This is a genomic window from Pseudomonas sp. USHLN015 (assembly GCF_037153275.1).
Taxonomy (GTDB): domain Bacteria; phylum Pseudomonadota; class Gammaproteobacteria; order Pseudomonadales; family Pseudomonadaceae; genus Metapseudomonas; species Metapseudomonas tohonis.
In genome coordinates this window covers 71,978-92,092 of record NZ_JBBCKP010000004.1, presented here as the reverse complement: position 1 = coordinate 92,092, position 20,115 = coordinate 71,978, and the positions used below count along the sequence as shown (strand labels likewise).

At 66.4% G+C, this 20,115-nt stretch carries 19 protein-coding genes; 4 read left to right on the top strand and 15 right to left on the bottom strand.

All coding sequences use genetic code 11. The annotated features are described in order from the left end of the window. Positions 1–19: 19 nt before the first annotated feature. A complete protein-coding gene (locus WFQ67_RS09345) occupies positions 20–2,242 on the bottom strand; it encodes a DNA internalization-related competence protein ComEC/Rec2 (RefSeq protein ID WP_337056664.1) in 2,223 nt (740 codons plus the stop codon). Positions 2,243–2,392: 150 nt separating this feature from the next. Here WFQ67_RS09345 and WFQ67_RS09340 point away from each other — a divergent pair, with 150 nt between their 5' ends. After that, positions 2,393–2,923 (top strand): DUF2062 domain-containing protein, encoded by a 531-nt coding sequence (locus WFQ67_RS09340; RefSeq protein ID WP_173173795.1) that lies wholly within the window; start codon positions 2,393–2,395, stop codon positions 2,921–2,923. 69 nt (positions 2,924–2,992) lie between these two features. Here the strand turns inward: WFQ67_RS09340 and WFQ67_RS09335 are convergent, their stop codons facing one another. Genes WFQ67_RS09335 through WFQ67_RS09325 form a run of 3 tightly spaced genes read right to left on the bottom strand, consistent with a single transcriptional unit; the run spans position 2,993 to position 6,174 of the window. After that, positions 2,993–4,237: a lipoprotein-releasing ABC transporter permease subunit gene (locus WFQ67_RS09335; RefSeq protein WP_173173793.1), complete on the bottom strand. Its 1,245-nt coding sequence runs from the start codon at positions 4,235–4,237 to the stop codon at positions 2,993–2,995. Position 4,238: 1 nt separating this feature from the next. Continuing rightward, positions 4,239–4,922 (bottom strand): lipoprotein-releasing ABC transporter ATP-binding protein LolD, encoded by a 684-nt coding sequence (gene lolD / locus WFQ67_RS09330; RefSeq protein ID WP_337056882.1) that lies wholly within the window; start codon positions 4,920–4,922, stop codon positions 4,239–4,241. 1 nt (position 4,923) lies between these two features. Beyond that, positions 4,924–6,174, bottom strand: a complete 1,251-nt coding sequence (locus tag WFQ67_RS09325) for a lipoprotein-releasing ABC transporter permease subunit (RefSeq protein ID WP_337056662.1) — start codon at positions 6,172–6,174, stop codon at positions 4,924–4,926. Between the two features lie 96 nt (positions 6,175–6,270). On the opposite strand from WFQ67_RS09325, the gene WFQ67_RS09320 reads away from it, so the two are divergent. From WFQ67_RS09320 to WFQ67_RS09310, 3 genes are read left to right on the top strand one after another with little or no spacing between them, the layout of a single operon-like run. Beyond that, on the top strand, positions 6,271–6,858 hold the full coding sequence (locus WFQ67_RS09320; RefSeq protein ID WP_337056661.1) for a PilZ domain-containing protein: 588 nt from the start codon (positions 6,271–6,273) through the stop codon (positions 6,856–6,858). 4 nt (positions 6,859–6,862) lie between these two features. After that, positions 6,863–7,156 (top strand): phosphodiesterase, encoded by a 294-nt coding sequence (locus WFQ67_RS09315; RefSeq protein ID WP_337056660.1) that lies wholly within the window; start codon positions 6,863–6,865, stop codon positions 7,154–7,156. Beyond that, on the top strand, positions 7,153–7,872 hold the full coding sequence (locus WFQ67_RS09310; RefSeq protein WP_173173787.1) for a glycerophosphodiester phosphodiesterase: 720 nt from the start codon (positions 7,153–7,155) through the stop codon (positions 7,870–7,872). The genes WFQ67_RS09315 and WFQ67_RS09310 overlap by 4 nt, the downstream gene beginning before the upstream one ends. Before the next feature lie 302 nt (positions 7,873–8,174). On the opposite strand, the gene sthA is transcribed toward WFQ67_RS09310, so the two are convergent. The 11 genes from sthA to WFQ67_RS09255 form a co-directional block, all read right to left on the bottom strand. Continuing rightward, on the bottom strand, positions 8,175–9,569 hold the full coding sequence (gene sthA, locus WFQ67_RS09305; RefSeq protein WP_111262762.1) for a Si-specific NAD(P)(+) transhydrogenase: 1,395 nt from the start codon (positions 9,567–9,569) through the stop codon (positions 8,175–8,177). Positions 9,570–9,687: 118 nt separating this feature from the next. Then, positions 9,688–9,915 (bottom strand): (Na+)-NQR maturation NqrM, encoded by a 228-nt coding sequence (gene nqrM, locus WFQ67_RS09300; RefSeq protein WP_021219519.1) that lies wholly within the window; start codon positions 9,913–9,915, stop codon positions 9,688–9,690. A gap of 2 nt (positions 9,916–9,917) precedes the next feature. Continuing rightward, positions 9,918–10,925 (bottom strand): FAD:protein FMN transferase, encoded by a 1,008-nt coding sequence (locus tag WFQ67_RS09295; protein ID WP_337056659.1) that lies wholly within the window; start codon positions 10,923–10,925, stop codon positions 9,918–9,920. After that, the gene (gene nqrF / locus WFQ67_RS09290) at positions 10,918–12,144 is read right to left on the bottom strand and encodes an NADH:ubiquinone reductase (Na(+)-transporting) subunit F (protein ID WP_337056658.1); all 1,227 of its coding nucleotides are present in this window, start codon (positions 12,142–12,144) and stop codon (positions 10,918–10,920) included. The genes WFQ67_RS09295 and nqrF overlap by 8 nt, the downstream gene beginning before the upstream one ends. Before the next feature lie 9 nt (positions 12,145–12,153). After that, positions 12,154–12,762 carry an NADH:ubiquinone reductase (Na(+)-transporting) subunit E gene (gene nqrE, locus WFQ67_RS09285; protein WP_213628927.1) on the bottom strand — a complete coding sequence of 203 codons (609 nt, stop codon included), beginning with the start codon at positions 12,760–12,762 and terminating at the stop codon, positions 12,154–12,156. Continuing rightward, positions 12,762–13,436: an NADH:ubiquinone reductase (Na(+)-transporting) subunit D gene (locus WFQ67_RS09280; protein ID WP_263153347.1), complete on the bottom strand. Its 675-nt coding sequence runs from the start codon at positions 13,434–13,436 to the stop codon at positions 12,762–12,764. The genes nqrE and WFQ67_RS09280 overlap by 1 nt, the downstream gene beginning before the upstream one ends. Next, positions 13,433–14,221, bottom strand: a complete 789-nt coding sequence (locus tag WFQ67_RS09275) for a Na(+)-translocating NADH-quinone reductase subunit C (RefSeq protein ID WP_337056657.1) — start codon at positions 14,219–14,221, stop codon at positions 13,433–13,435. The genes WFQ67_RS09280 and WFQ67_RS09275 overlap by 4 nt, the downstream gene beginning before the upstream one ends. Beyond that, entirely contained in the window at positions 14,214–15,425 is a 1,212-nt protein-coding gene (locus WFQ67_RS09270; protein ID WP_182850588.1) for an NADH:ubiquinone reductase (Na(+)-transporting) subunit B, read from the bottom strand. Before WFQ67_RS09270 ends, WFQ67_RS09275 begins: the two co-directional genes overlap by 8 nt. A gap of 1 nt (position 15,426) precedes the next feature. Further along, positions 15,427–16,764 carry a Na(+)-translocating NADH-quinone reductase subunit A gene (locus tag WFQ67_RS09265; protein ID WP_337056656.1) on the bottom strand — a complete coding sequence of 446 codons (1,338 nt, stop codon included), beginning with the start codon at positions 16,762–16,764 and terminating at the stop codon, positions 15,427–15,429. Positions 16,765–17,045: 281 nt separating this feature from the next. Then, positions 17,046–18,437 carry an amino acid permease gene (locus WFQ67_RS09260; protein WP_213628922.1) on the bottom strand — a complete coding sequence of 464 codons (1,392 nt, stop codon included), beginning with the start codon at positions 18,435–18,437 and terminating at the stop codon, positions 17,046–17,048. 93 nt (positions 18,438–18,530) lie between these two features. After that, positions 18,531–19,997 (bottom strand): glyceraldehyde-3-phosphate dehydrogenase, encoded by a 1,467-nt coding sequence (locus WFQ67_RS09255; protein WP_173173773.1) that lies wholly within the window; start codon positions 19,995–19,997, stop codon positions 18,531–18,533. Between the last annotated feature and the right edge of the window lie 118 nt (positions 19,998–20,115).

Here is a 20,115-nt window from a genome sequence, read left to right as displayed (position 1 = left end):
CCGCCGACCGTCGCCGTTCTCATTTTTCCCGCCAGAAACGTGCCTGGGTCCGCAGTCCACGCACCTCGTCACGCTCGCCGAGACGGATCAGCAGCGCACCGGACTGCGCCGTGTCGTGGATCGCGACGCCAGAAGCACGGTAGCGGGCGACGACGGACGGATGCGGATGGCCGAAGGCGTTGTGGCTGCCCCGGGTGATCAACGCACCACGGGGCGACACCGCCTCGATCAGCGCCGCGGAGGAAGAGCTGGCACTGCCGTGGTGCGGTGCCAGCAGCCAGTCGGCGCGCAGGGGCTCACCGCTGGCGATCCAGGCGGCCTCGGCCTGGACACCGATGTCGCCGGTCAGGTGGATGCGCTCGCCGTGCGCCTCGACGCTGAGCACACAGGACCAGTCGTTGCCACTGCGCGCCTGCTCCCAGCGCCAGGTACGCAGGCGCACTCCGTCCCACTCCCACGCCTCGTTGCCGCAGGCCTCGGCGCCCAGCGCAGCCGGCAGGCGCAGCGGCTCACCGCTGACCACCCGCGCCACCGGCATGCCGCGCAGTACCGCTCCGGCACCGCCGGCGTGGTCGTTGTCGGCATGGCTGAGCAGCAACTGGTCCAGCTGCCGCACACCCAGCCCCAGCAGGCTCGGCAGCACCACCCGCTCGCCCATGTCGAAGTCGCCGCGCCGGGCGCCCATGTCGTAGAGCAGCGCGTGCTCCCGGGTCCGCACCAGCACCGACAGCCCCTGCCCGACATCCAGCAGCCAGATGTCCGCCCTCCCCCAGGGCGGCCGCTCCACGGGAGGAAACAACGTCGGCAACAGCAGGGCCACGCCCAGGACGCGCACCGGCACGCCCGCCGGAAGAACCAGCAACAGGCAGCCGCCCATGCCCAGCAGCCAGGCCCACGGAGGAACGGCCGTCGCCTGCCAGGCCGGAACCCACGCGGCGATCCAGGCCAGCAGCCGGAACAACAGCTCCAGCGAACCGCCGGCCAGCCACAGCAGCCCTGCGCCCAGCCATGGCACGCCCTGCAGCGCAGTCCCGAGCAGGGAAAGCGGCACCGAGACCAGGCTGACCCAGGGCACGGCGACCAGGTTGGCCAGCGGGCCACTCAGGCTGATGGGCAGCGCCAACGCCAGCAGCAGGGGTGACAGCGCCAGCCCCATGGTCCATTGCGCGCGCCACCATCTGAGCCACCAGGGCGGCACGCCCATCCGCCCGGCGAAAATCAGGATGAGCAACGCCACGGCGCCGAAGGACAACCAGAATCCTGCCTGCAGGGAGGCCAGCGGATCCGCCGCCAGCACCACGCAGAAGGCCACCAGCAACGGGCGGACCACCCCGAGGTGGCGGAAACGCAAGCGCCAGAGCAGCGCGATGGCGGTCATCAGGCAAGCGCGCTGCACCGGCACGTCGAAGCCGGCCAGCAAGCCGTAGCCCAGTGATCCGACGAACGCCAGGGCACAGGCGCAGGGCAACCAGGGCAGGCGTCCGGGCCAGAGCCCGAGCCGCGCCAGCAGCGCGACGGCGCCGTAGAGCACAGCGGCGAGCAAGGCGATGTGCTGGCCGGAGATCACCATCAGGTGCACGGTCCCTGTGTCCTGCAGCAAGCGCCAATCCGCAGCGACCAGCCCCGAGCCGTCGCCGAGTACCAGCGCCGCGATGCCGCCGTTGCGCCCATGGGCCGGCACCTGCTCGATGCCCTGGCGCAGGCGGTCACGCCAGGCGGCGGGGCCATTGCCCGGTGCCAACGGCTTGCCGGCCTTCACCGAGCCGCTGGCGCCTATGTGCCGGGCAAGGAGCCAGGCCTCGTAATCGAAGGCATGCGGATTGACCAGGCCGCGCGGGCGCTTGAGGGTCACAGCCAGTCGCCAGCGCTCCCCGCCGCGCAGCTGTGGCCCGCCGTACCAGGACAAGCGGATACGCGACGGCAGTTCGGCACCTGGCATCTGCGGATCGTCCAACTCGAAGCGCACCACCCCGCTGCCCCGTTGCGGCAGCCCGACGACCCGCCCCTCCAGCCAGCGGGTCTCGCCATCGAGGGATGGGTCCAGCCGATCATCCAGGGCCCATTGGGCGCAGCAGCAGCCCCAGGCGAACCCCAGCAGGAACAGACCGGCCGCCCGCCCGCGCCCGGCCAGCAATGCCAGCCCCAGTACCGCCGCCACGAGCAGCCAGGCGGTCGGCGGCAACGCCGGCATGAACCGCACCGCGGCCAGGCCACCGCCCAGCGCCACCAACGCCCACGTCATCGCACTCCCCTCCCTGGGAAGCCCCGCCACGCGCCACGGCCAATGACCGTCGATCGGAGCGGTTCCATTCATTTATCGACACAAACTGACCCGGCGATGTCATAACCAGGAATGCATAATGTCGGCGCTTCAGCCTGCCAGAGAGCCCTCATGCCGCGTCGCCTCTTCAAACGCTACATGCCGAACCCGGACCTGATCAGGGAGCACAAGTCGCTGCGCTTCCTCGGCGCCCTGATCCATGACCCGAACCTCTGGCACCTCAACCGCCACTCGGTCTCGCGGGCGATGGCGATGGGCCTGTTCGCCGCGTTCATACCCTTGCCCCTGCAGATGCTGCTGGCCGCCGGCCTGGCCATCACCGTGCGCGCCAACCTGCCGATCTCCGTCGGCCTGGTCTGGCTGACGAACCCTATCACCATGCCGCCGGTCTTCTATTGCACCTACAAGATGGGCGCCTGGCTGATGGGCGTGCCGCCGCGCACCCTGCCCGACGAGCTGACCTTCCAGTGGATCACCCAGGAACTCTCGACCGTCTGGCAGCCCTTCCTGCTCGGCTCCATCGTCTGCGGCATCCTCGTCGGTGCACTGGGCTACATGCTGACCATGCTCTACTGGCGCTGGTGGGTCGGCCACAGCTGGCGCAAACGTCAGAAGCGCCGCCAGCAGTCCGGGCACCAGTAGCGCCAATTTCCGGGCCTGAAATGAAAAACGCCGCTTTCGAGCGGCGTTTTCAATGGCGCAGGGTCGGCCCTATTCGTAGCGCAGCGCCTCCGCCGGCTGGGTCTGGGCGGCGCGCCAGGCCGGATAGAGGGTCGCGAGGAAGCTCAGCAGCAGCGCGGCACCGCAGATCAGCACCACGTCCGCCACCTGCAGGTCGGAAGGCAGGTAGCTGACGAAATACACGTCGGAGCTGAAGATGTGCTGCCCACTGGCCCGCTCCAGCGCGGCGATCCAGGTGCTGACATTGAGCGCGGTGACGATGCCCAGCACCGTGCCGATCAGGGTGCCGACCGCACCGATGACGCTGCCCTGGACCATGAAGATGGCCATGATCTGCCGGGGCGTGGCGCCCAGGGTGCGGAGGATGGCGATGTCGGCGCGCTTGTCGGCGACCACCATGATCAAGGTGGCGATGATGTTGAACGCGGCCACGGCGACGATCAGCAGCAGCAGCAGGCCGATCATGGTCTTCTCCATCTTCATCGCGCTGAACAGGCTGCCCTGGGTGTGGGTCCAGTCATCGGCGCGATAGCCCGCGCCCAGCGCCTTGACGATCTGCGCGGAGACGCGCGGCGCCTCGTAGAGATCCTTCAGGGCGATGCGCACGCTCTGCACCTGGCCTTCCTGCAGGCGCTGGATGGCCGCGGCGTCGGCGACGTTGATCAGCGCCAGGGAGCTGTCGAGCTCGGCGCCCACCTTGAACACCCCCACCACGTTGAGGCGCTGCATGCGCGGGGTGATGCCGCCCGGCGCGCTGCTGACCTCCGGCACGATCAGGGTCAGCTTGTCGCCGACATTGAGATGGAAACGCCGCGCGGTGATCTCGCCGACGACGATGCCGAACTCGCCGGGTACGAGGTCTTCCAGTGCGCCCTGGACGATGTGCTTGCCGATGATGGAGACCTTGGGCTCCTCCGCCGGATCGATGCCGTTGATCTGCACCGGCTGCATCATGCCTTTATAGGAGAGCATCCCCTCCAGCTCGGCGAAGGGCACCGCGCCGGTCACCTCGGGGTGCTTCATCGCCGCGCTGGCGACGCTGCGCCAGTCGTCCAGGGGCTGGTCGGCCGCGAGGGTGGCATGGGGCACCATGCCGAGGATCCGCGAGCTCATCTCCTTCTGGAAGCCGTTCATCACCGAGAGCACGACGATCATCGCCAGTACGCCCAGGGCGAGGCCGATCATCGAGGTCAGCGAAATGAAGGAGATGAAGTGGTTGCGGCGCTTCGCGCGGGTGTAGCGCGCGCCGATGAATATCGCCAGGGGTCTGAACATGTCAGGCAGCCACCAGCCGGCCTTCTTCCAGGCGCAGCACCCGGTCCATCTGCTGGGCCAGTTGCAGGTCGTGGGTCACCACCAGGAAGGCGGTACGCAACGACCCGCTGAGTTCCAGCATCAGCTCCTGGATGCTCTGGGCGGTGTGCTTGTCGAGGTTGCCGGTGGGCTCGTCGAGCAGCACCAGCTCCGGCGTGTTGACCAGGGCGCGGGCGATGGCCACGCGCTGGCGCTCGCCACCGGACAGCTCCGCCGGCTTGTGCGACAGGCGATGGCCGAGGCCTACGCGCTCCAGCAGGGCCGTGGCGCGCTGGCGGGCCTCGGCGAGGGGCGTGCGGCCGATCAGCAGCGGCATGCAGACGTTCTCCAGGGCGGTGAACTCGGGCAGCAGGTGGTGGAACTGGTAGACGAAGCCCAGCGCGCGATTACGCAGCAGGCCACGGGCCTTCTCGTTGAGGGCGGACAGCTCCTCGCCCGCCAGCCAGACGCTGCCGGTGCTGGGGGTGTCGAGCCCGCCGAGCATGTTCAGCAGGGTGCTCTTGCCCGAACCCGAGCTGCCGACGATGGCGATGCGCTCGCCCGGGTGCAACTCCAGCTCGACGCCGGACAGCACCTGTACCGATTGCGGGCCTTCCTCGTAGCTCTTGCCCAGGTTGCGGCAGCTCAGTACCGCGCGATCTTTCACGTCACTCATAACGAAGCGCCTCTGCGGGCTGGGTGCGCGCGGCACGCCAGGCCGGGTAAAGGGTGGCGAAGAAACTCAAAACCAGCGCGGCGCCGCAGACCAGCACCACGTCCTCCAGCATCAGCTGCGAGGGCAGGTAGTCGATGAAGTAGACGTCGGCGCTGAGGAACTTGTGGCCGAGCACGTCCTCCAGCCAGGAGATGGCGGCGCTGACATTGAGCGCGGCAAGGATGCCCAGCACGCAGCCGATGGCGGTGCCGACCACGCCTATCACCGTGCCCTGGACCATGAAGATGCCCATGATCTGCCCGGGCGTGGCGCCGAGGGTGCGCAGGATGGCGATGTCGCCCTTCTTGTCGGTGACCACCATGACCAGGGTGGAGATGATGTTGAACGCGGCGACGGCGACGATCAGCAGCAGCAGCAGGCCGATCATGGTCTTCTCCATGCGGATGGCCTGGTAGAGGTTGCCGTGGGTGCGGGTCCAGTCGCGGGCGTAGAAGTCCTCGCCCTTGAGTTGCCCGGCGATCTGCCAGGCCACTCGCGGCGCCTGGAACAGATCGTCGAGCTTCAGGCGCAGGCCCTGCACCTGGTCCGGCTTCCAGCGGTGCAGGCGCGCGGTGTCCTTGATGTTGGCCACGGCCAGGGCGCCGTCCAGCTCACCGGCGCCGACATGGAAGATGCCGACCACGGTGAAGCGCTTCATGCGCGGGAACACGCCGGCCGGAGTGACCGCCACCTCCGGCAGCACGAAGGTGACCTTGTCGCCGAGGCCGACGCCGAGCTTGGTAGCCGCCTTGTCGCCGATGACGATGCCGAACTCGCCGGCACGCAGCGAAGCCAGGTCGCCCTTCACGAAGAAGTCATCGATGATCGAGACCTGGCTTTCCAGCGCCGGGTCGACCGCATTGACCAGCACCTTCTGCACCTTGCCGTCGTTGGTCAGCAGGCCCTGCATCTGGGTGAAGGGCGCCACGGCGGCGATGCCCGGATGCGCACGCACCTTCTCGGCCAGCGCCTGCCAATCGTTGATCGGGGTGGCGGATTCGATGGTGGCGTGGGGCACCATGCCCAGCACGCGCTCGCGCATCTCGCGGTCGAAGCCGTTCATCACCGACAGCACGAGGATCATCACCAGCACGCCGAGGGCGAGGCCGATCATGGAAGTCAGGGAGATGAACGAGACGAAGTAACTGCGACGCTTGGCGCGCGTGTAACGGGCGCCGATGAACAGGGGCAGCGGTCTGAACATAGAAAAAAGGTTCGCTTGCGAAGAAAGGAACGTCCTTGTGGCGGGGCCCGGCGAGCAGCTTTACACTCAGACCACCCCTGCAGCCATGGGTTCGCCATGTCGACACAAGACGCAGATGACCGCCGCGAATACTACCGTATCGAAGATACGATCGCACTGGAATTTACCCCCCTGACCCACGCCCAGGCGCAGGCCAGCGAGGAGCTCCACGACCCGTCGCCGCTGTTCAATCTGCTCAGTGACCTGCACCTGATGGACTTCGAGTCGCAGCACCTGCTGCGGCACATTTCCGAGCGCGACCGGACCCTGGCCAACTACCTGAAGGTCATGAACAAGCGCATCGACCTGCTCGGCCAGGCCGTGGCCCAGAGCCTGATGCGCGACATCGGCCCGCCGCGCCGGGTGACGCTCTCCGAGGGCGGTGTCGGCTTCGTCTGTCCGCAGCACTTCGAGCTCGGCAGCCACCTGGCCATCAAGATGGTGTTGATGCCCCAGGCGCTCGGCCTGCTGCTGCGTGCGGTGGTGATCCACAGCCAGCCACGCGATGACGGCCAGTTCGAGATCGGCACCGAATTCGAAGCGCTGACTGACGCACAGCGCCAATTGCTCGCCCGACATATCCTGCAGAAGCAGGCCCAGGCTCGCCGCCAGGCCCGCGCTCGCCCGGTTCCGCCTCCAGGATGACCCCATGTCGCGCCTTCTGCTCCTGCTCTGCCTGTCCCTCCCACTCCCGGCCCTGGCCGAAACCATCGAGATCCCTGTCGGCCAGCAAGGCGACAGCGGCCTTTCGCTGCCCGTGCGCGGCGAATCGCAGCGCGCCGTACTCGAGCGATTCGGCCTGCCGGACGAGGAGCATCCCGCCGTCGGCAAACCGCCGATCACGCGCTGGGACTACCGGGAGTTCTCCGTCTATTTCGAGAGCGGGCATGTCGTCGACAGCGTCCGCCACCACCAACCCCGACATCCCGAGGTTTCACAGTGACCCTGATCTACGGCCATCGCGGCGCCAAGGGCGAATGCCCGGAAAACACCCTGGCCAGCTTCCAGCAGTGCCTCTCCCACGGCGTGAAACGCTGCGAACTCGACCTGCACCTGTCCCGTGACGGCGAACTGATGGTGATCCACGACCCGACGCTCAAGCGCACCACCGGTCGCCGCGGCAAGGTGGTGGAACACGACGCCGATGAGCTGGTGACCTACGACGCCCGCCAGGGCGGCCCGGGCTGGGTGAAGCCCTGCCCCATCCCGCGTCTCGCCGAGCTGTTCGAACAGTGCGACTTCGATCACTGGCAGCTGGAAGTGAAGAGCGCCTCCCGCGTGCGCGCCGCGCGCACCGTGCTGGCCATCCGCGAGCTGGCCGATCGCCATGGGCTGCTGGACAAGGTCACCGTCACCTCCAGCTCCCGCGAGGTGCTGCGCGCGCTGAACCGCCTGACGCCCGACCTCGCCCGCGGCCTGGTAGCCGAGTACGCCTGGCTCGACCCGCTGAAGGTCGCCGCCAACCACGGCTGCAACCTGCTGGCGCTGAACTGGACCCTGTGCACCCCCGAGCGCCTGCAGAAGGCGCAGAAGCAGGGCCTGCACGTGTCGGTGTGGACGGTGAACGAGCCGGCCCTGATGCGTCGTCTCGCCGACTTCGGCGTGGACAGCATCATCACCGACTTCCCCGGCCTGGCGGTAAGCACGCTGGCGCGCTGAAGCGCTGCGGTCCCGGGCTGAAGCCCGGGCTACGCACGGCCTCTCTGCGCCACAGGTTGGCGCCGAGCGCAACGAGGCCCAACGGTGCGAGGTTCAGCATTGTTTCCTGACCAAGCGGTGGGCTGAAGCCCACCCTACGCCCATCCGAGCGTCACTCCCCCCAGAACGAAAAAACCGGCCGCAAGGGCCGGTTTTTTCATGGGCGTCGCCTGATCAGAAGCTCTCCCGATTCGGCCAGCGCCAGGTGCGCGGTTCGCCGAGAGGGTCCTCCCCGGCCGGCTCAGGCGCCCGGCCGGTGCCGCTCAAAAAAGCCGGTTGAGGCCGTCGAACGCCGCCACCCGATAGGCTTCCGCCATGGTCGGGTAGTTGAAGGTGGTGTTGATGAAGTACTTGATGCTGTTGGCTTCGCCCTTCTGGTTCATGATCGCCTGGCCGATGTGGACGATCTCCGAGGCCTGGTAGCCGAAGCAGTGCACGCCGAGCACTTCCAGGGTCTCGCGATGGAAGAGGATCTTCAGCATGCCCACCGGTTCGTGGGAGATCTGCGCACGGGCCATGCCCTTGAAGAACGCCTTGCCCACTTCATAGGGGATCTTGGCCTGGGTCAGCTCGCGCTCGTTCTTGCCGATGGAGCTGATCTCCGGAATGGTGTAGATGCCGGTGGGCACGTCGTCGACGAAGCGCCAGCTGTCGTTCTCCACCGCGCTGCCGGCGGCCGAGCGGCCCTGGTCGGCGGCGGCGCTGGCCAGGCTCGGCCAGCCGATCACGTCACCCGCTGCGAAGATGTTGCCCACTTCGGTGCGGTAGTACTGGTCCACGGCGATCTGGCCACGGCTGTTGACCTTGATGCCGATGTTCTCCAGCCCCAGGCGGTCGGTGTTGCCGGTACGGCCGTTGCACCACAGCAGGCAGTCGGCCTTGATCTTCTTGCCGGACTTCAGGTGCAGGATCACGCCGTTCTCCAGCCCCTCGATGCGCTCGTACTCCTCGTTGTGGCGGATGAGCACGTTGTTGTTGCGCAGGTGGTAGCTGAGGGCGTCGGAGATCTCGTCGTCGAGGAAGCTGAGCAGCTGGTCGCGGTTGTCGATCAGGTCCACCAGCACGCCCAGGCCGCTGAAGATGGAGGCGTATTCCGAGCCGATCACGCCGGCACCGTAGATGATGATGCGGCGCGGGGTGTGGGTAAGGCTGAGGATGGTGTCGCTGTCGTAGATGCGCGGGTGGTGGAAGTCCACGTCCGCCGGGCGGTAGGGACGCGAGCCGGTGGCGATGATGACCTGCTTGGCCACCAGCTTTTCCACCACGCCGCTGGCGCATACCACTTCGACGGTCTGCTCGTCGGAGAAGCTGGCGGTGCCGAAGAACACGTCGACGCGGTTACGGGCGTAGTAGCCGGTGCGCGAGGCGACCTGCTTGGAGATCACCCGCTCGGCACTCTTGAGCACGTCGGGGAAGGAGAACCAGCGCGGCTCGCCGATCTGGCGGAACAGCGGGTTGGTGTTGTACTGCATGATCTGCCGCACCGAGTGGCGCAGGGCCTTGGACGGGATGGTGCCCAGGTGGGTGCAGTTGCCGCCGACCAGCGGGCGGTTGTCGACCACCGCCACCTTGCGCCCGGCCTTGGCGGCGTTCATCGCCGCCCCTTCCCCCGCCGGGCCGGAACCCAGCACCACTACGTCGTAGTTGTAGACAGCCATGCTTACTCCTCATAACGGGCCGGAGGGCTCTCTGTGGCCTCCGGCAGGGCCGCGGAACGGGTCACCGCAGCGTTTCGAACTCGGCGCGCAGCTTAGTCACGCTGCATGGCGCTGCACATTAGCGCTTGGTCGCGTCGTAGGCGAGTTTTGCATCCACTACATCGCCGTCGCGATTGGCTTCCTCGCACTTTTCGCGATTGCCACCACAGATCGAGCATTCCTTCTCGATCCCCAGGTTGGCGATACCACCGCAGGAACCGGCGATGGGCTTGCGCCCCATGATCACGCCGATGGCCATGCCCAGCACCACCAGCAGCATGATCAGGAAGACCAGTAGCCAGGTCATGTTCAGTGCGCCTCCGTGGGGAACAGTTGCTCGAAGCGGCGACTGCCGCGGGTGGCGAAGCCCGTGCCTTCGCGGGTGACGAAGAACGCCGCGATGTCGTGGCGGTCGGCAAACGCCAGGCCGGCCTCGGGACCGAGCACCATCAACAGCGTAGACAGTCCATCGGCACGCAGCGCCGACGGGTCGATGACCGTGACCGCTGCCAGGTGATGGGTGATGGGTGCGCCGCTGGTGGGATCGAGGGTGTGAGAATACCGCTGTCCACCCCGTTCGAAGTAGTTGCGATAGTCGCCTGAGGTGGAAATGCCCATGTCCTGCAATGCAACAATCTTCTGCGCCACCTGGCGGTCGTCGCGCGGCGCTTCGATGGCCACGCGCCAGGGGCTGCCGTCGGGCTTGTGGCCGGTGGCTTTCATCTCCCCGGTGATGTCCACCAGCGAGCTGGTCACGCCCAGCTCGCCCAGCCGCGCGCTGACGCGATCCACGGCATAGCCGGCGGCGATGGCATTGAAGTCCAGTTGAACGGCGGCGTCCTTGCACAGTTGGTCGCCCTGGCGCTTGAGGTGCTGGTGGCCGACATCGGCCCGGGCCGCGGCGATGGCCTCGGCGCTGGGCACCTGGTCCCCGCGCGACTGCGGGCCGAAGCCCCAGAGGTTGAGCAGCGGCTCCAGGGTCATGTCGAAGGCGCCGTCGCTCTGTGCGGACAGGCTGTCGCCAAAGGCCACCAGCTCCAGCATGGGCGCCGGCAGGGCCATGCAGCTGCCCGCCGGCAGGGCGTTGAAACGCTCCACGTCGGAGTCGGCACGGTAGGTGGACATCTGCCGGTCGATCTCGGCGAGGATGCCCTCCACTTCACCCCGCGCCTGCTCCACGGAGGGCCCGGACGCTTTGCGCACGTACTTCACCGAGTAGCTGCTGCCCATGGTCGGGCCGCCGAACTGCTCCAGGGAATCGCCGCATCCGGCCAGCAGGAAGCTGGCCGAAAGCAGCAGGGCAACGGGTCTAACCACCGAAGTCGTCCAGCAGGATGTTCTCGCGCTCGACGCCCAGGTCCAGCAGCATCTTGATCACGGCCGCGTTCATCATCGGCGGGCCGCACATGTAGAACTCGCAGTCCTCGGGGGCCGGGTGGTCCTTGAGGTAGTTCTCGAACAGCACGTTGTGGATGAAGCCGGTGTAGCCGGTCCAGTTGTCCTCGGGCTGCGGGTCGGACAGCGCCAGGTGCCACTGGAAGTTGGGGTTCTCGGCGGCCAGCTGGTCGTACTCCTCGGTGTAGAAGGCTTCGCGCAGGGAGCGCGCGCCGTACCAGAAGCTGATCTTGCGCTGGGAGCCCAGGCGCTTGAGCTGGTCGAAGATGTGCGAGCGCATGGGCGCCATGCCCGCGCCACCACCGATGAAGACCATCTCGGCGTCGGTATCCTTGGCGAAGAACTCGCCGAAGGGGCCGTATACGGTGACCTTGTCGCCCGGCTTGAGGTTGAACACCCAGGAGGACATCTTGCCCGGCGGGATCTCGTCCTTGCCCGGCGGCGGCGAGGCCACGCGGATGTTGAACTTCACGATGCCCTTCTCGTCCGGGTAGTTGGCCATGGAGTAGGCGCGAATGACGGTCTCGTCGACCCTGGAGACGTACTTCCAGAAGTTGAACCTGTCCCAGTCGGCCCGGTATTCGGGCTGGATGTCGAAGTCCTTGTAGTGCACCTCGTGGGGCGGGCACTCCAGCTGGACGTAGCCACCGGCGCGGAAGTCGACGCTCTCCCCTTCCGGCAGGCGCAGGGTGAGCTCCTTGATGAAGGTGGCGACGTTTGGGTTGGACTCCACCGTGCATTCCCACTTCTTCACCCCGAAGACCTCTTCGGGCACCTCGATGTGCATGTCCTGCTTCACCGGGGTCTGGCAGGACAGGCGCCAGCCTTCCTTCGCCTGGCGGCGGGTGAAGTGGGACTCCTCGGTGGGCAGCATCTCGCCGCCGCCGCTCTCCACCACGCACTTGCACTGGGCGCAGGTACCACCGCCGCCGCAGGCCGAGGAGAGGAAGACGTTCTGCGCCGCCAGGGTCTGCAGCAGCTTGCCGCCGGCCGGGACGGTGATGGTGCGCTCGCGGTTGATCACGATGTTCACGTCGCCGCTGGACACCAGCTTGGCGCGGGCGGCGAGGATGATCACCACCAGCGCGAGGACGATGGCGGTGAACATGCCAATAGCGAGGAAGATTTCGAAACTCGGCATGTCGCCTCCTTACAGCTGGACGCCCGAGAAGGACATGAAGCCCAGCGACATCAGGCCGATGGTGATGAAGGTGATGCCCAGGCCCTGCAGGCCCTCGGGTACATCGCTGTACTTGAGCTTCTCGCGGATGCCGGCGAGCAGCGCGATGGCCAGGGCCCAGGAGAAGCCGGAACCGACGCCGTAGACCACGCTCTCCCCCAGGTTGTAGTCGCGCTCCACCATGAACAGCGAGCCGGCCATGATGGCGCAGTTCACCGTGATCAGCGGCAGGAATACGCCGAGGGCGTTGTAGAGCGAGGGCACGTACTTGTCGAGCAGCATCTCGAGGATCTGCACGATGGCGGCGATCACCCCGATGTAGCTGAGCAGGCCGAGGAACGACAGGTCCACGTCCGGCAGGCCGGCCCAGGCCAGCGCACCGTCCTTGAGCAGCAGGGTGTAGAGCAGGTTGTTGGCCGGCACGGTGATGGCCTGCACCACGATCACGGCGATGCCGAGGCCGATGGCGGTTTCCACCTTCTTGGAAATGGCGATGAAGGTGCACATGCCGAGGAAGAAGGCCAGGGCCATGTTCTCGACGAACACCGCCTTCACGAACAGGCTGAGGTAGTGCTCCATCAGTAGGCCTCCTTGTTGGATACCTGGGGCGCGATCTTGTAGGCCGGGGCTTCCTTCTGTTCGGTCTTCCAGCTGCGCAGGGCCCAGATGATCAGGCCGATGAGGAAGAAGGCCGAGGGCGGCAGCAGCAACAGGCCGTTGGGCTGGTACCAGCCGCCGTCGTTGATCACCGGGAGGATCTCGTAGCCCAGCAGCTTGCCGGAGCCGAACAGCTCGCGGATCACGCCGAGGACGATGAGCATGGCGCTGTAGCCCAGGCCGTTGCCGATGCCGTCGAAGAACGACAGCACGGGCGGGTTGGCCATGGCGAAGGCTTCGGCGCGGCCCATCACGATGCAGTTGGTGATGATCAGGCCGACGAACACCGAGAGCTGCTTGGACAGGCTGAAGGCATAGGCCTTGAGCACCTGGTCCACCACTATCACCAGCGAGGCGATGATCACCATCTGCACGATCATGCGGATCGAGCTGGGGATCTGGCTGCGGATCATCGAGATGAACAGGTTGGAGAAGCCGGTCACCAGCGTCAGGGCGATGGACATCACCAGCGCGGTCTTCAGGTTGGAGGTGACCGCCAGGGCCGAGCAGATGCCGAGGATCTGCAGGCCGATGGGGTTGTTGTGCAGGATCGGGTCCAGCAGGACCGAGCGGATCGTGGGTTGCGCCATGTTCATGCCTCCCCGTTGTTCAGCTTGGCCAGGAAGGGGCCGAAGCCGTTCTTGCCGAGCCAGAAATGCAGCAGGTTGTTGACGCCCTTGCTGGTCAGCGTGGCGCCGGCCAGGCCGTCGACCTGGTGGCTGGCCTTGGGCGAGCCGGGCTCGACACTGCCCTTGATGATCTGGATGGCCAGTTGGCCCTGCTCATCGAACAGGCTCTTACCGTTCCACAGCGCCTTCCATTTCGGGTTGTCCACCTCGCCGCCGAGGCCGGGCGTCTCGCCGTGCTGGTAGAAGCCCAGGCCGACCACGGTATTAAGATCACCCTTGAGGGCGAGGAAGCCGTACAGGGTCGACCACAGGCCGTAGCCGCGCACCGGCAGGATCAGGGTGTCCAGCTGGCCGTCCTTCTCCACCAGGTAGACGGTGGTGAAGCGCTCGCGGCGCTTGATGGAGGCGATGTCCTGGTCACCCGGCAGGGCGTCGGAGAGCTTCGGGTCCTTGGCGGCCTTCAGCGGGTCGAAGCCGGCGGCCTGGATGGCGTCGCTGTATTCGCCGCTGGTGAGGTCCACCACCTTGGCAGTGATGCGCTCGGCATAGAGCGCCTTCACTTCGCTGGCAGACATGCCCGGCCGGCCGAGGCCGGCGATGGAGAGGATGCTGCGCTGCTTGTCCAGCTCGCGGTTCTCCACCTGCACCGGCTTGAGGGCTACTGCCCCGCCGGCGACGAAGATGGAGCACACCAGGCAGACCACCAGGGCCACCAACAGGGTGCGGATCGTGGATTCCTTCTGGTCAGCCATGGCGTGCCAGCCTCCGCTTGATGTTGGCCTGGACGACGAAGTGGTCGATCAGCGGTGCACAGAGGTTGGCGAAGAGGATCGCCAGCATCATGCCTTCCGGGAAGGCGGGGTTGACCACGCGGATCAGCACCACCATCAGGCCGATCAGCGCGCCGAACAGCCACTTGCCGGTGTTGGTCATGGAGGCGGACACCGGGTCGGTGGCCATGAACATCATGCCGAAGGCGAAGCCGCCGAGGACCAGGTGCCAGTACCAGGGCATGGCGAACATCGGGTTGGTGTCGGAACCGATGGCGTTGAACAGCGTGCTGGTGGCGATCATGCCCAGCAGCACGCCGACGACGATGCGCCAGGCGGCGATGCGGGTCAGCAGCAGCACGCCGCCGCCGATGAAGATGGCCAGGGTGCTGGTCTCGCCGATGGAGCCGTGGATGGTGCCGAGGAAGGCGTCCATCCAGGTGATGCCGTGACCGATTATGTTCTCCACGCCACCGGCAGCGCCCAGGCTCAGGGAAGTGGCGCCGGCGAAGCCGTCCACCGCCGTCCACACGGCGTCACCGGAAATCTGCGCCGGGTAGGCGAAGAACAGGAAGGCACGGCCCACCAGGGCGGGGTTGAGGAAGTTCTTGCCGGTGCCGCCGAACACTTCCTTGCCCAGCACCACGCCGAAGCTGATGCCCAGGGCCACCTGCCACAGCGGGATGCTCGGCGGCAGGGTGAGGGCGAAGAGCACGGAGGTGACGAAGAAGCCTTCGTTCACTTCATGGCGGCGGATGGCGGCGAACAGCACTTCCCAGAAGCCGCCGACGATGAAGGTCACGGCGTAGATGGGCAGGAACCAGGCAGCGCCCTGGATGACGTTGTCCCACAGGCTGTTGGGGTCGAAGCCCGCCAGGCTGCCGATCAGCGCGAAGCGCCAGCCGTCCTGGGCGGCCAGCAGGTCCGGGCTCTGGGCGAACACCAGGTTGGCCTGGTAGCCGACGTTCCACATGCCGAAGAACATCGCCGGGAAGGTGCAGAGCCACACGGTGATCATCATGCGCTTGAGGTCGATGCCATCGCGCACGTGGGCCGTGGTCCGGGTGACGTTGGCCGGCCGGTAGAAGAAGGTGTCGATCGCTTCGTACAGGGCGTACCACTTCTCGAAGCGGCCCCCCTGTTCGAAGTTGTGCTCGATCCGGTCGAGGAACTTGCGCAGGCCCATGTCAGCCCTCCTTCTCGATGCGGTTGAGGTTGTCCCGCAGGATGGGGCCGTACTCGTACTTGCCGGCGCAGACGTAGCTGCACAGCGCCAGGTCTTCCTCGTCCAGCTCCAGGCAGCCCAGCTTCTGGGCCATCTCGGTGTCGCCGACGATGAGGTAGCGCAGCAACTGGGTGGGCAGGATGTCCAGCGGCATCACCGCCTCGTAGTTGCCCACCGGCACCATGGCGCGCGGGCTGCCGTTGGTGCTGGTGCTGAAGGCGAACCGGCGGGCCGCCATCAGCTTGGAGACGAAGATGTTCAGCACCGAGTGCTTGTTCACCCCGGCGCGCAGGTAGTGCAGCAGCTCGCGGTCGTTGCCTTCGGCGAGGCAGGACACCTGCAGGTGGTAGCGCCCCAGGTAGGCGCAGGCGCCACGGGAGGTGCGCCCGCCCAGCAGAGAGCCGGACACCACGCGGTTGACGCCGGGCTTGAGTTCGCCGGCGGTCAGCTCGTCGAGGCTCGCGCCCAGGCGGGTGGCCAGCAGACGCGGCTTCTCCACCACCGGGCCGGCCAGGGCCACGACGCGCTCGACCCACAGGCGGCCGGTGGCGAACAGCTTGCCGATGGCGATCACGTCCTGGTAGCCGATGTGCCAGACGCTCTTGGTGGCGCTCACCGGGTCGAGGAAGTGGATGTGGGTGCCCGGAAGACCCGCCGGATGCGGACCGGAGAAGGCCTCGGCGCGCACGCCGGTCAACTGCTCACCTGGCAGGCTGGCCCCGTCGGCCTTGCACAGGAACACCCGGCCCAGACGCGCCAGCACCTTGAGGCCGCGTTCAAAGTCGGCGGCGTGGGCAGCGATGATCGGCTGCGGGTCGGCGGCCAGCGGGTGGGTATCGAGGGCGGTCACGAAGATCGAACTGGGTACGGCATCGACCACCGGCACCCGGCTGAACGGGCGTGTGCGCAGTGCGGTCCAGAGGCCCGAGCGCTGCAGGTTGTCCCGCACGGCCTGGGGATCGAGGGCATCCATGGCGTTGTCCGGGCAGGTGTCGAAGACGACTTCGTCATCGCCGTCCACATCGATCACCACCGACTGCAGCACACGCTGCTCGCCGCGGTGGATGGCCGAGACCACGCCCGCCGCCGGGGCGGTGAAGAGCACGCCGGGGTTCTTCTTGTCGGCGAACAGGGCCTGGCCCAGCTTCACCCGGTCCCCGACCTGCACCTGCATGGTGGGCTTCATGCCGTGGTAGTCGAAGCCGATCACGGCCACGCTACGCACGGCTCGTGCAGCCTCGATGCGCTGCTCAGGCTGGCCTGCGATGGGCAGGTCCAACCCCCGTCTGATTCTTGTCATGTCTCTCGCCTGAACCTTGAGAAGGGTTTCGTCCCGGTGTCGAACAGTAGCCGCCAAACGCCAGGCAGGCACCGGCACATATGCCGGCACGCGGCAGAGCCTCGGGACGAAAACCGCGCATTATAAAGAGGCTCCCCTCGGTGCGACCACCGAAAATCCTTGGCTTTCCGTCGGTTAGGCCTGGAGCGGTGACGGGAGGTCAGATGGCGGACGCGGGGTCACGGATGCGAACGGCGGGGCGAGCAGGAAAGGAACGGGGGCCGCAGCCCCCGTTTCAGACATTACGAGCGAGGGCCCGCGGAACGCCGGATGGCGTAGCAGATGGCGATGAAGCCGAGCCAGAAGGGAATGGCGTACACCGACACGTTGATGCCGGGGATCAGCAGCATCACGCCGAGGATCAGCGCCACGAAGGCCAGGCACAGGTAGTTGCTGAAGGGGTACCAGAGCGACTTGAAGAAGGGCTCGATGCCCTGGCGCTGCAGCGACTTGCGGAACATCAGGTGCGACAGGCTGATCATCGCCCAGTTGATCACCAGCGCCGCCACCACCAGCGCCATCAGCAGTTCCAGCGCCTGCTTGGGCGCCAGGTAGTTCACCAGCACGCACAGCAGGGTCACCAGCGCGGAGACGCCGATGGCCAGCACCGGCACGCCACGACGGTTGACCTTGAGCAGCGCCTTGGGTGCATCGCCCTGCTCGGCCAGGCCGTAGAGCATGCGGCTGTTGCAGTACACGCCGCTGTTGTAGACCGACAGCGCGGCAGTCAGCACCACGAAGTTCAACAGATGGGCGGCGGTGTCGCTGCCGATCAGCGAGAAGATCTGCACGAAGGGGCTGCCGCTGTAGGGGTCGCCGGCGGCGTTCAGGGTTTCCAGCAGCTTGTCCCAGGGGTAGAGCATCAGCAGCACGGTGAGGGCGCCGATATAGAAGATCAGGATGCGCCAGATCACCTGGTTGATCGCCTTGGGGATCACCTTCTTCGGCTCGCTGGCCTCGGCGGCGGTGATACCCACCAGCTCCAGGCCACCGAAGGAGAACATGATGATCGCCAGGACCATCACCAGCCCCTCCAGGCCATTGGGGAAGAACCCGCCGTGGCTCCACAGGTTGCTCACGGCCGCCTGCTCGCCGCCGGTGCCGGAGACCAGCAGGTAGAGGCCGAGGATGATCATGCCGATGATCGCCACCACCTTGATCAGGGCGAACCAGAACTCGGTCTCGCCGAAGGCGCGGACGTTGGCCAGGTTGATCAGGTTGATCAGCACGAAGAAGGCCGCAGCCGTCGCCCAGGTGGGCACTTCCGGCCACCAGAACTGCACGTACTTGCCCACCGCGGTCAGCTCGGCCATGCCCACCAGCACATAGAGCACCCAGTAGTTCCAGCCGGAGAGGAAGCCCGCGTAGCCACCCCAGTACTTGTGGGCGAAGTGGCTGAAGGAGCCGGCCACGGGCTCCTCGACGATCATCTCGCCCAGCTGGCGCATGATCAGGAAGGCGATGAAGCCGGCGATGGCGTAGCCGAGGATCATCGAGGGGCCGGCGGATTTGAGTACCCCGGCCGAGCCGAGGAACAGACCGGTGCCGATGGCGCCGCCCAGGGCGATCAGCTGGATATGGCGATTTTCCAGGCCGCGCTTGAGCGAGCCGGCGTGCAGCTGTTGTCCGTCCATCAAGGGGTTTCCAAGCAGGAGGTGGGTATAGCGATTACAGACCTAAAAATGAAAAACGGGAGCCCGAAAGCTCCCGTTCTGTTCAACGCGGTATCAGCGCGGGAACGCAGGCGGGTTGACCCCGGCCATCTCTTCCATCACGCGGACCACCTGGCAGCTGTAGCCGAACTCGTTGTCGTACCACACGTAGAGCACGACACGGTTGTCGTTGCAGATGGTGGCTTCGGCATCGACCACACCGGCGTGGCGGGAGCCGACGAAGTCGGTGGAGACCACTTCCTGCGAGCTGACGAAGTCGATCTGCTTCTGCAGGTCCGAGTGCATGGCCATCTGGCGCAGGTACTCGTTGATCTCTTCGCGGGTGGTGGCCTTTTCCAGGTTCAGGTTGAGGATGGCCATCGACACGTTCGGCGTCGGCACGCGAATGGCGTTGCCGGTCAGCTTGCCCTTCAGCACCGGCAGGGCCTTGGCGGCAGCGGTGGCGGCGCCGGTCTCGGTGATCACCATGTTCAGCGGCGCGCTGCGGCCACGGCGATCGCCCTTGTGGAAGTTGTCGATCAGGTTCTGGTCGTTGGTGTACGAGTGAACGGTCTCGACGTGGCCGTTGACGATGCCGTACTGATCATTGACGGCCTTGAGCACCGGCACGATGGCGTTGGTGGTGCAGGAGGCGGCCGAGATGATCTTGTCTTCGGCGGTGATCTCGCTGTGGTTGATGCCGTGCACGATGTTCTTCAGCGCGCCCTTGCCAGGAGCGGTCAGGACGACGCGATCGACACCCGGGCAGCTCAGGTGCTGGCCCAGGCCCTCGGCATCACGCCACACGCCGGTGTTGTCGACCAGCAGGGCATTCTTGATGCCGTACTGGGTGTAGTCGACTTCGGTCGGCGACTTGGCGTAGATCACCTGGATCAGGTTGCCGTTGGCGGTGAGGGTGTTGTTTTCCTCGTCGATGGTGATGGTGCCATCGAACTTGCCGTGCACGGAGTCGCGGCGCAGCAGGCTGGCGCGCTTGACCAGGTCGTTGCTGGCGCCCTTGCGCACGACGATGGCGCGCAGGCGCAGGCCGTCGCCGCCACCGGTCTTCTCGATCAGGATGCGCGCCAGCAGGCGGCCGATGCGGCCGAAGCCGTACAGGACGACGTCGGTGCCTTCGCGGGCAGCGCCGTTCTGCTTGCCGACCACGTCGGCCAGCTCGTCCTTGACGAACTGCTCGACGGCACGGCCGTTGCCTTCGGCCTTGAACTTGCTGGCCATCTTGCCCAGGTCCACGGAAGCCGCGCCCAGCTTCAGCTCGCTCATGGCCTTGAGGATCGGGAAGGTATCGTGGACCGACAGCTCGCTGTCGTCAGCCAGGCGGTGACGGGCGAAACGATGGGCCTTGAGAATGTCGATCACCGAACGGTTGATCAGACCACGGCCATAGATCGAGGTCACCACGCTGTTGTTGCGGTAGAGCTGGCCAATCAGCGGAATCATCGCTTCCGCGAGGGCTTCACGATCAATCCACTCACCGAGACACTGGTCGGGCTTCTGAGTCACGGGCAGTACCTTCCACATGTAGGGGCTGAAAAAAGGGGCTACATTATGACGGCGCGCGCAAGCGGCGGCAATCTGCAGCGGACGTAAGACTGACATCCGTCAGTCGGGATAGTTACAATCGCCCGGGTCCAATTTT

Excerpts from the sequence above, each read along its gene's own strand:
- WFQ67_RS09345 (WP_337056664.1), bottom strand. The coding sequence starts at position 2,242 with ATGACGTGGGCGTTGGTGGCGCTGGGCGGTGGCCTGGCCGCGGTGCGG.
- WFQ67_RS09340 (WP_173173795.1), top strand. The coding sequence starts at position 2,393 with ATGCCGCGTCGCCTCTTCAAACGCTACATGCCGAACCCGGACCTGATC.
- WFQ67_RS09335 (WP_173173793.1), bottom strand. The coding sequence starts at position 4,237 with ATGTTCAGACCCCTGGCGATATTCATCGGCGCGCGCTACACCCGCGCG.
- WFQ67_RS09325 (WP_337056662.1), bottom strand. The coding sequence starts at position 6,174 with ATGTTCAGACCGCTGCCCCTGTTCATCGGCGCCCGTTACACGCGCGCC.
- WFQ67_RS09320 (WP_337056661.1), top strand. The coding sequence starts at position 6,271 with ATGTCGACACAAGACGCAGATGACCGCCGCGAATACTACCGTATCGAA.
- WFQ67_RS09315 (WP_337056660.1), top strand. The coding sequence starts at position 6,863 with ATGTCGCGCCTTCTGCTCCTGCTCTGCCTGTCCCTCCCACTCCCGGCC.
- sthA (WP_111262762.1), bottom strand. The coding sequence starts at position 9,569 with ATGGCTGTCTACAACTACGACGTAGTGGTGCTGGGTTCCGGCCCGGCG.
- nqrM (WP_021219519.1), bottom strand. The coding sequence starts at position 9,915 with ATGACCTGGCTACTGGTCTTCCTGATCATGCTGCTGGTGGTGCTGGGC.
- nqrF (WP_337056658.1), bottom strand. The coding sequence starts at position 12,144 with ATGCCGAGTTTCGAAATCTTCCTCGCTATTGGCATGTTCACCGCCATC.
- nqrE (WP_213628927.1), bottom strand. The coding sequence starts at position 12,762 with ATGGAGCACTACCTCAGCCTGTTCGTGAAGGCGGTGTTCGTCGAGAAC.
- WFQ67_RS09280 (WP_263153347.1), bottom strand. The coding sequence starts at position 13,436 with ATGAACATGGCGCAACCCACGATCCGCTCGGTCCTGCTGGACCCGATC.
- WFQ67_RS09275 (WP_337056657.1), bottom strand. The coding sequence starts at position 14,221 with ATGGCTGACCAGAAGGAATCCACGATCCGCACCCTGTTGGTGGCCCTG.
- WFQ67_RS09270 (WP_182850588.1), bottom strand. The coding sequence starts at position 15,425 with ATGGGCCTGCGCAAGTTCCTCGACCGGATCGAGCACAACTTCGAACAG.
- WFQ67_RS09265 (WP_337056656.1), bottom strand. The coding sequence starts at position 16,764 with ATGACAAGAATCAGACGGGGGTTGGACCTGCCCATCGCAGGCCAGCCT.
- WFQ67_RS09260 (WP_213628922.1), bottom strand. The coding sequence starts at position 18,437 with ATGGACGGACAACAGCTGCACGCCGGCTCGCTCAAGCGCGGCCTGGAA.
- WFQ67_RS09255 (WP_173173773.1), bottom strand. The coding sequence starts at position 19,997 with ATGTGGAAGGTACTGCCCGTGACTCAGAAGCCCGACCAGTGTCTCGGT.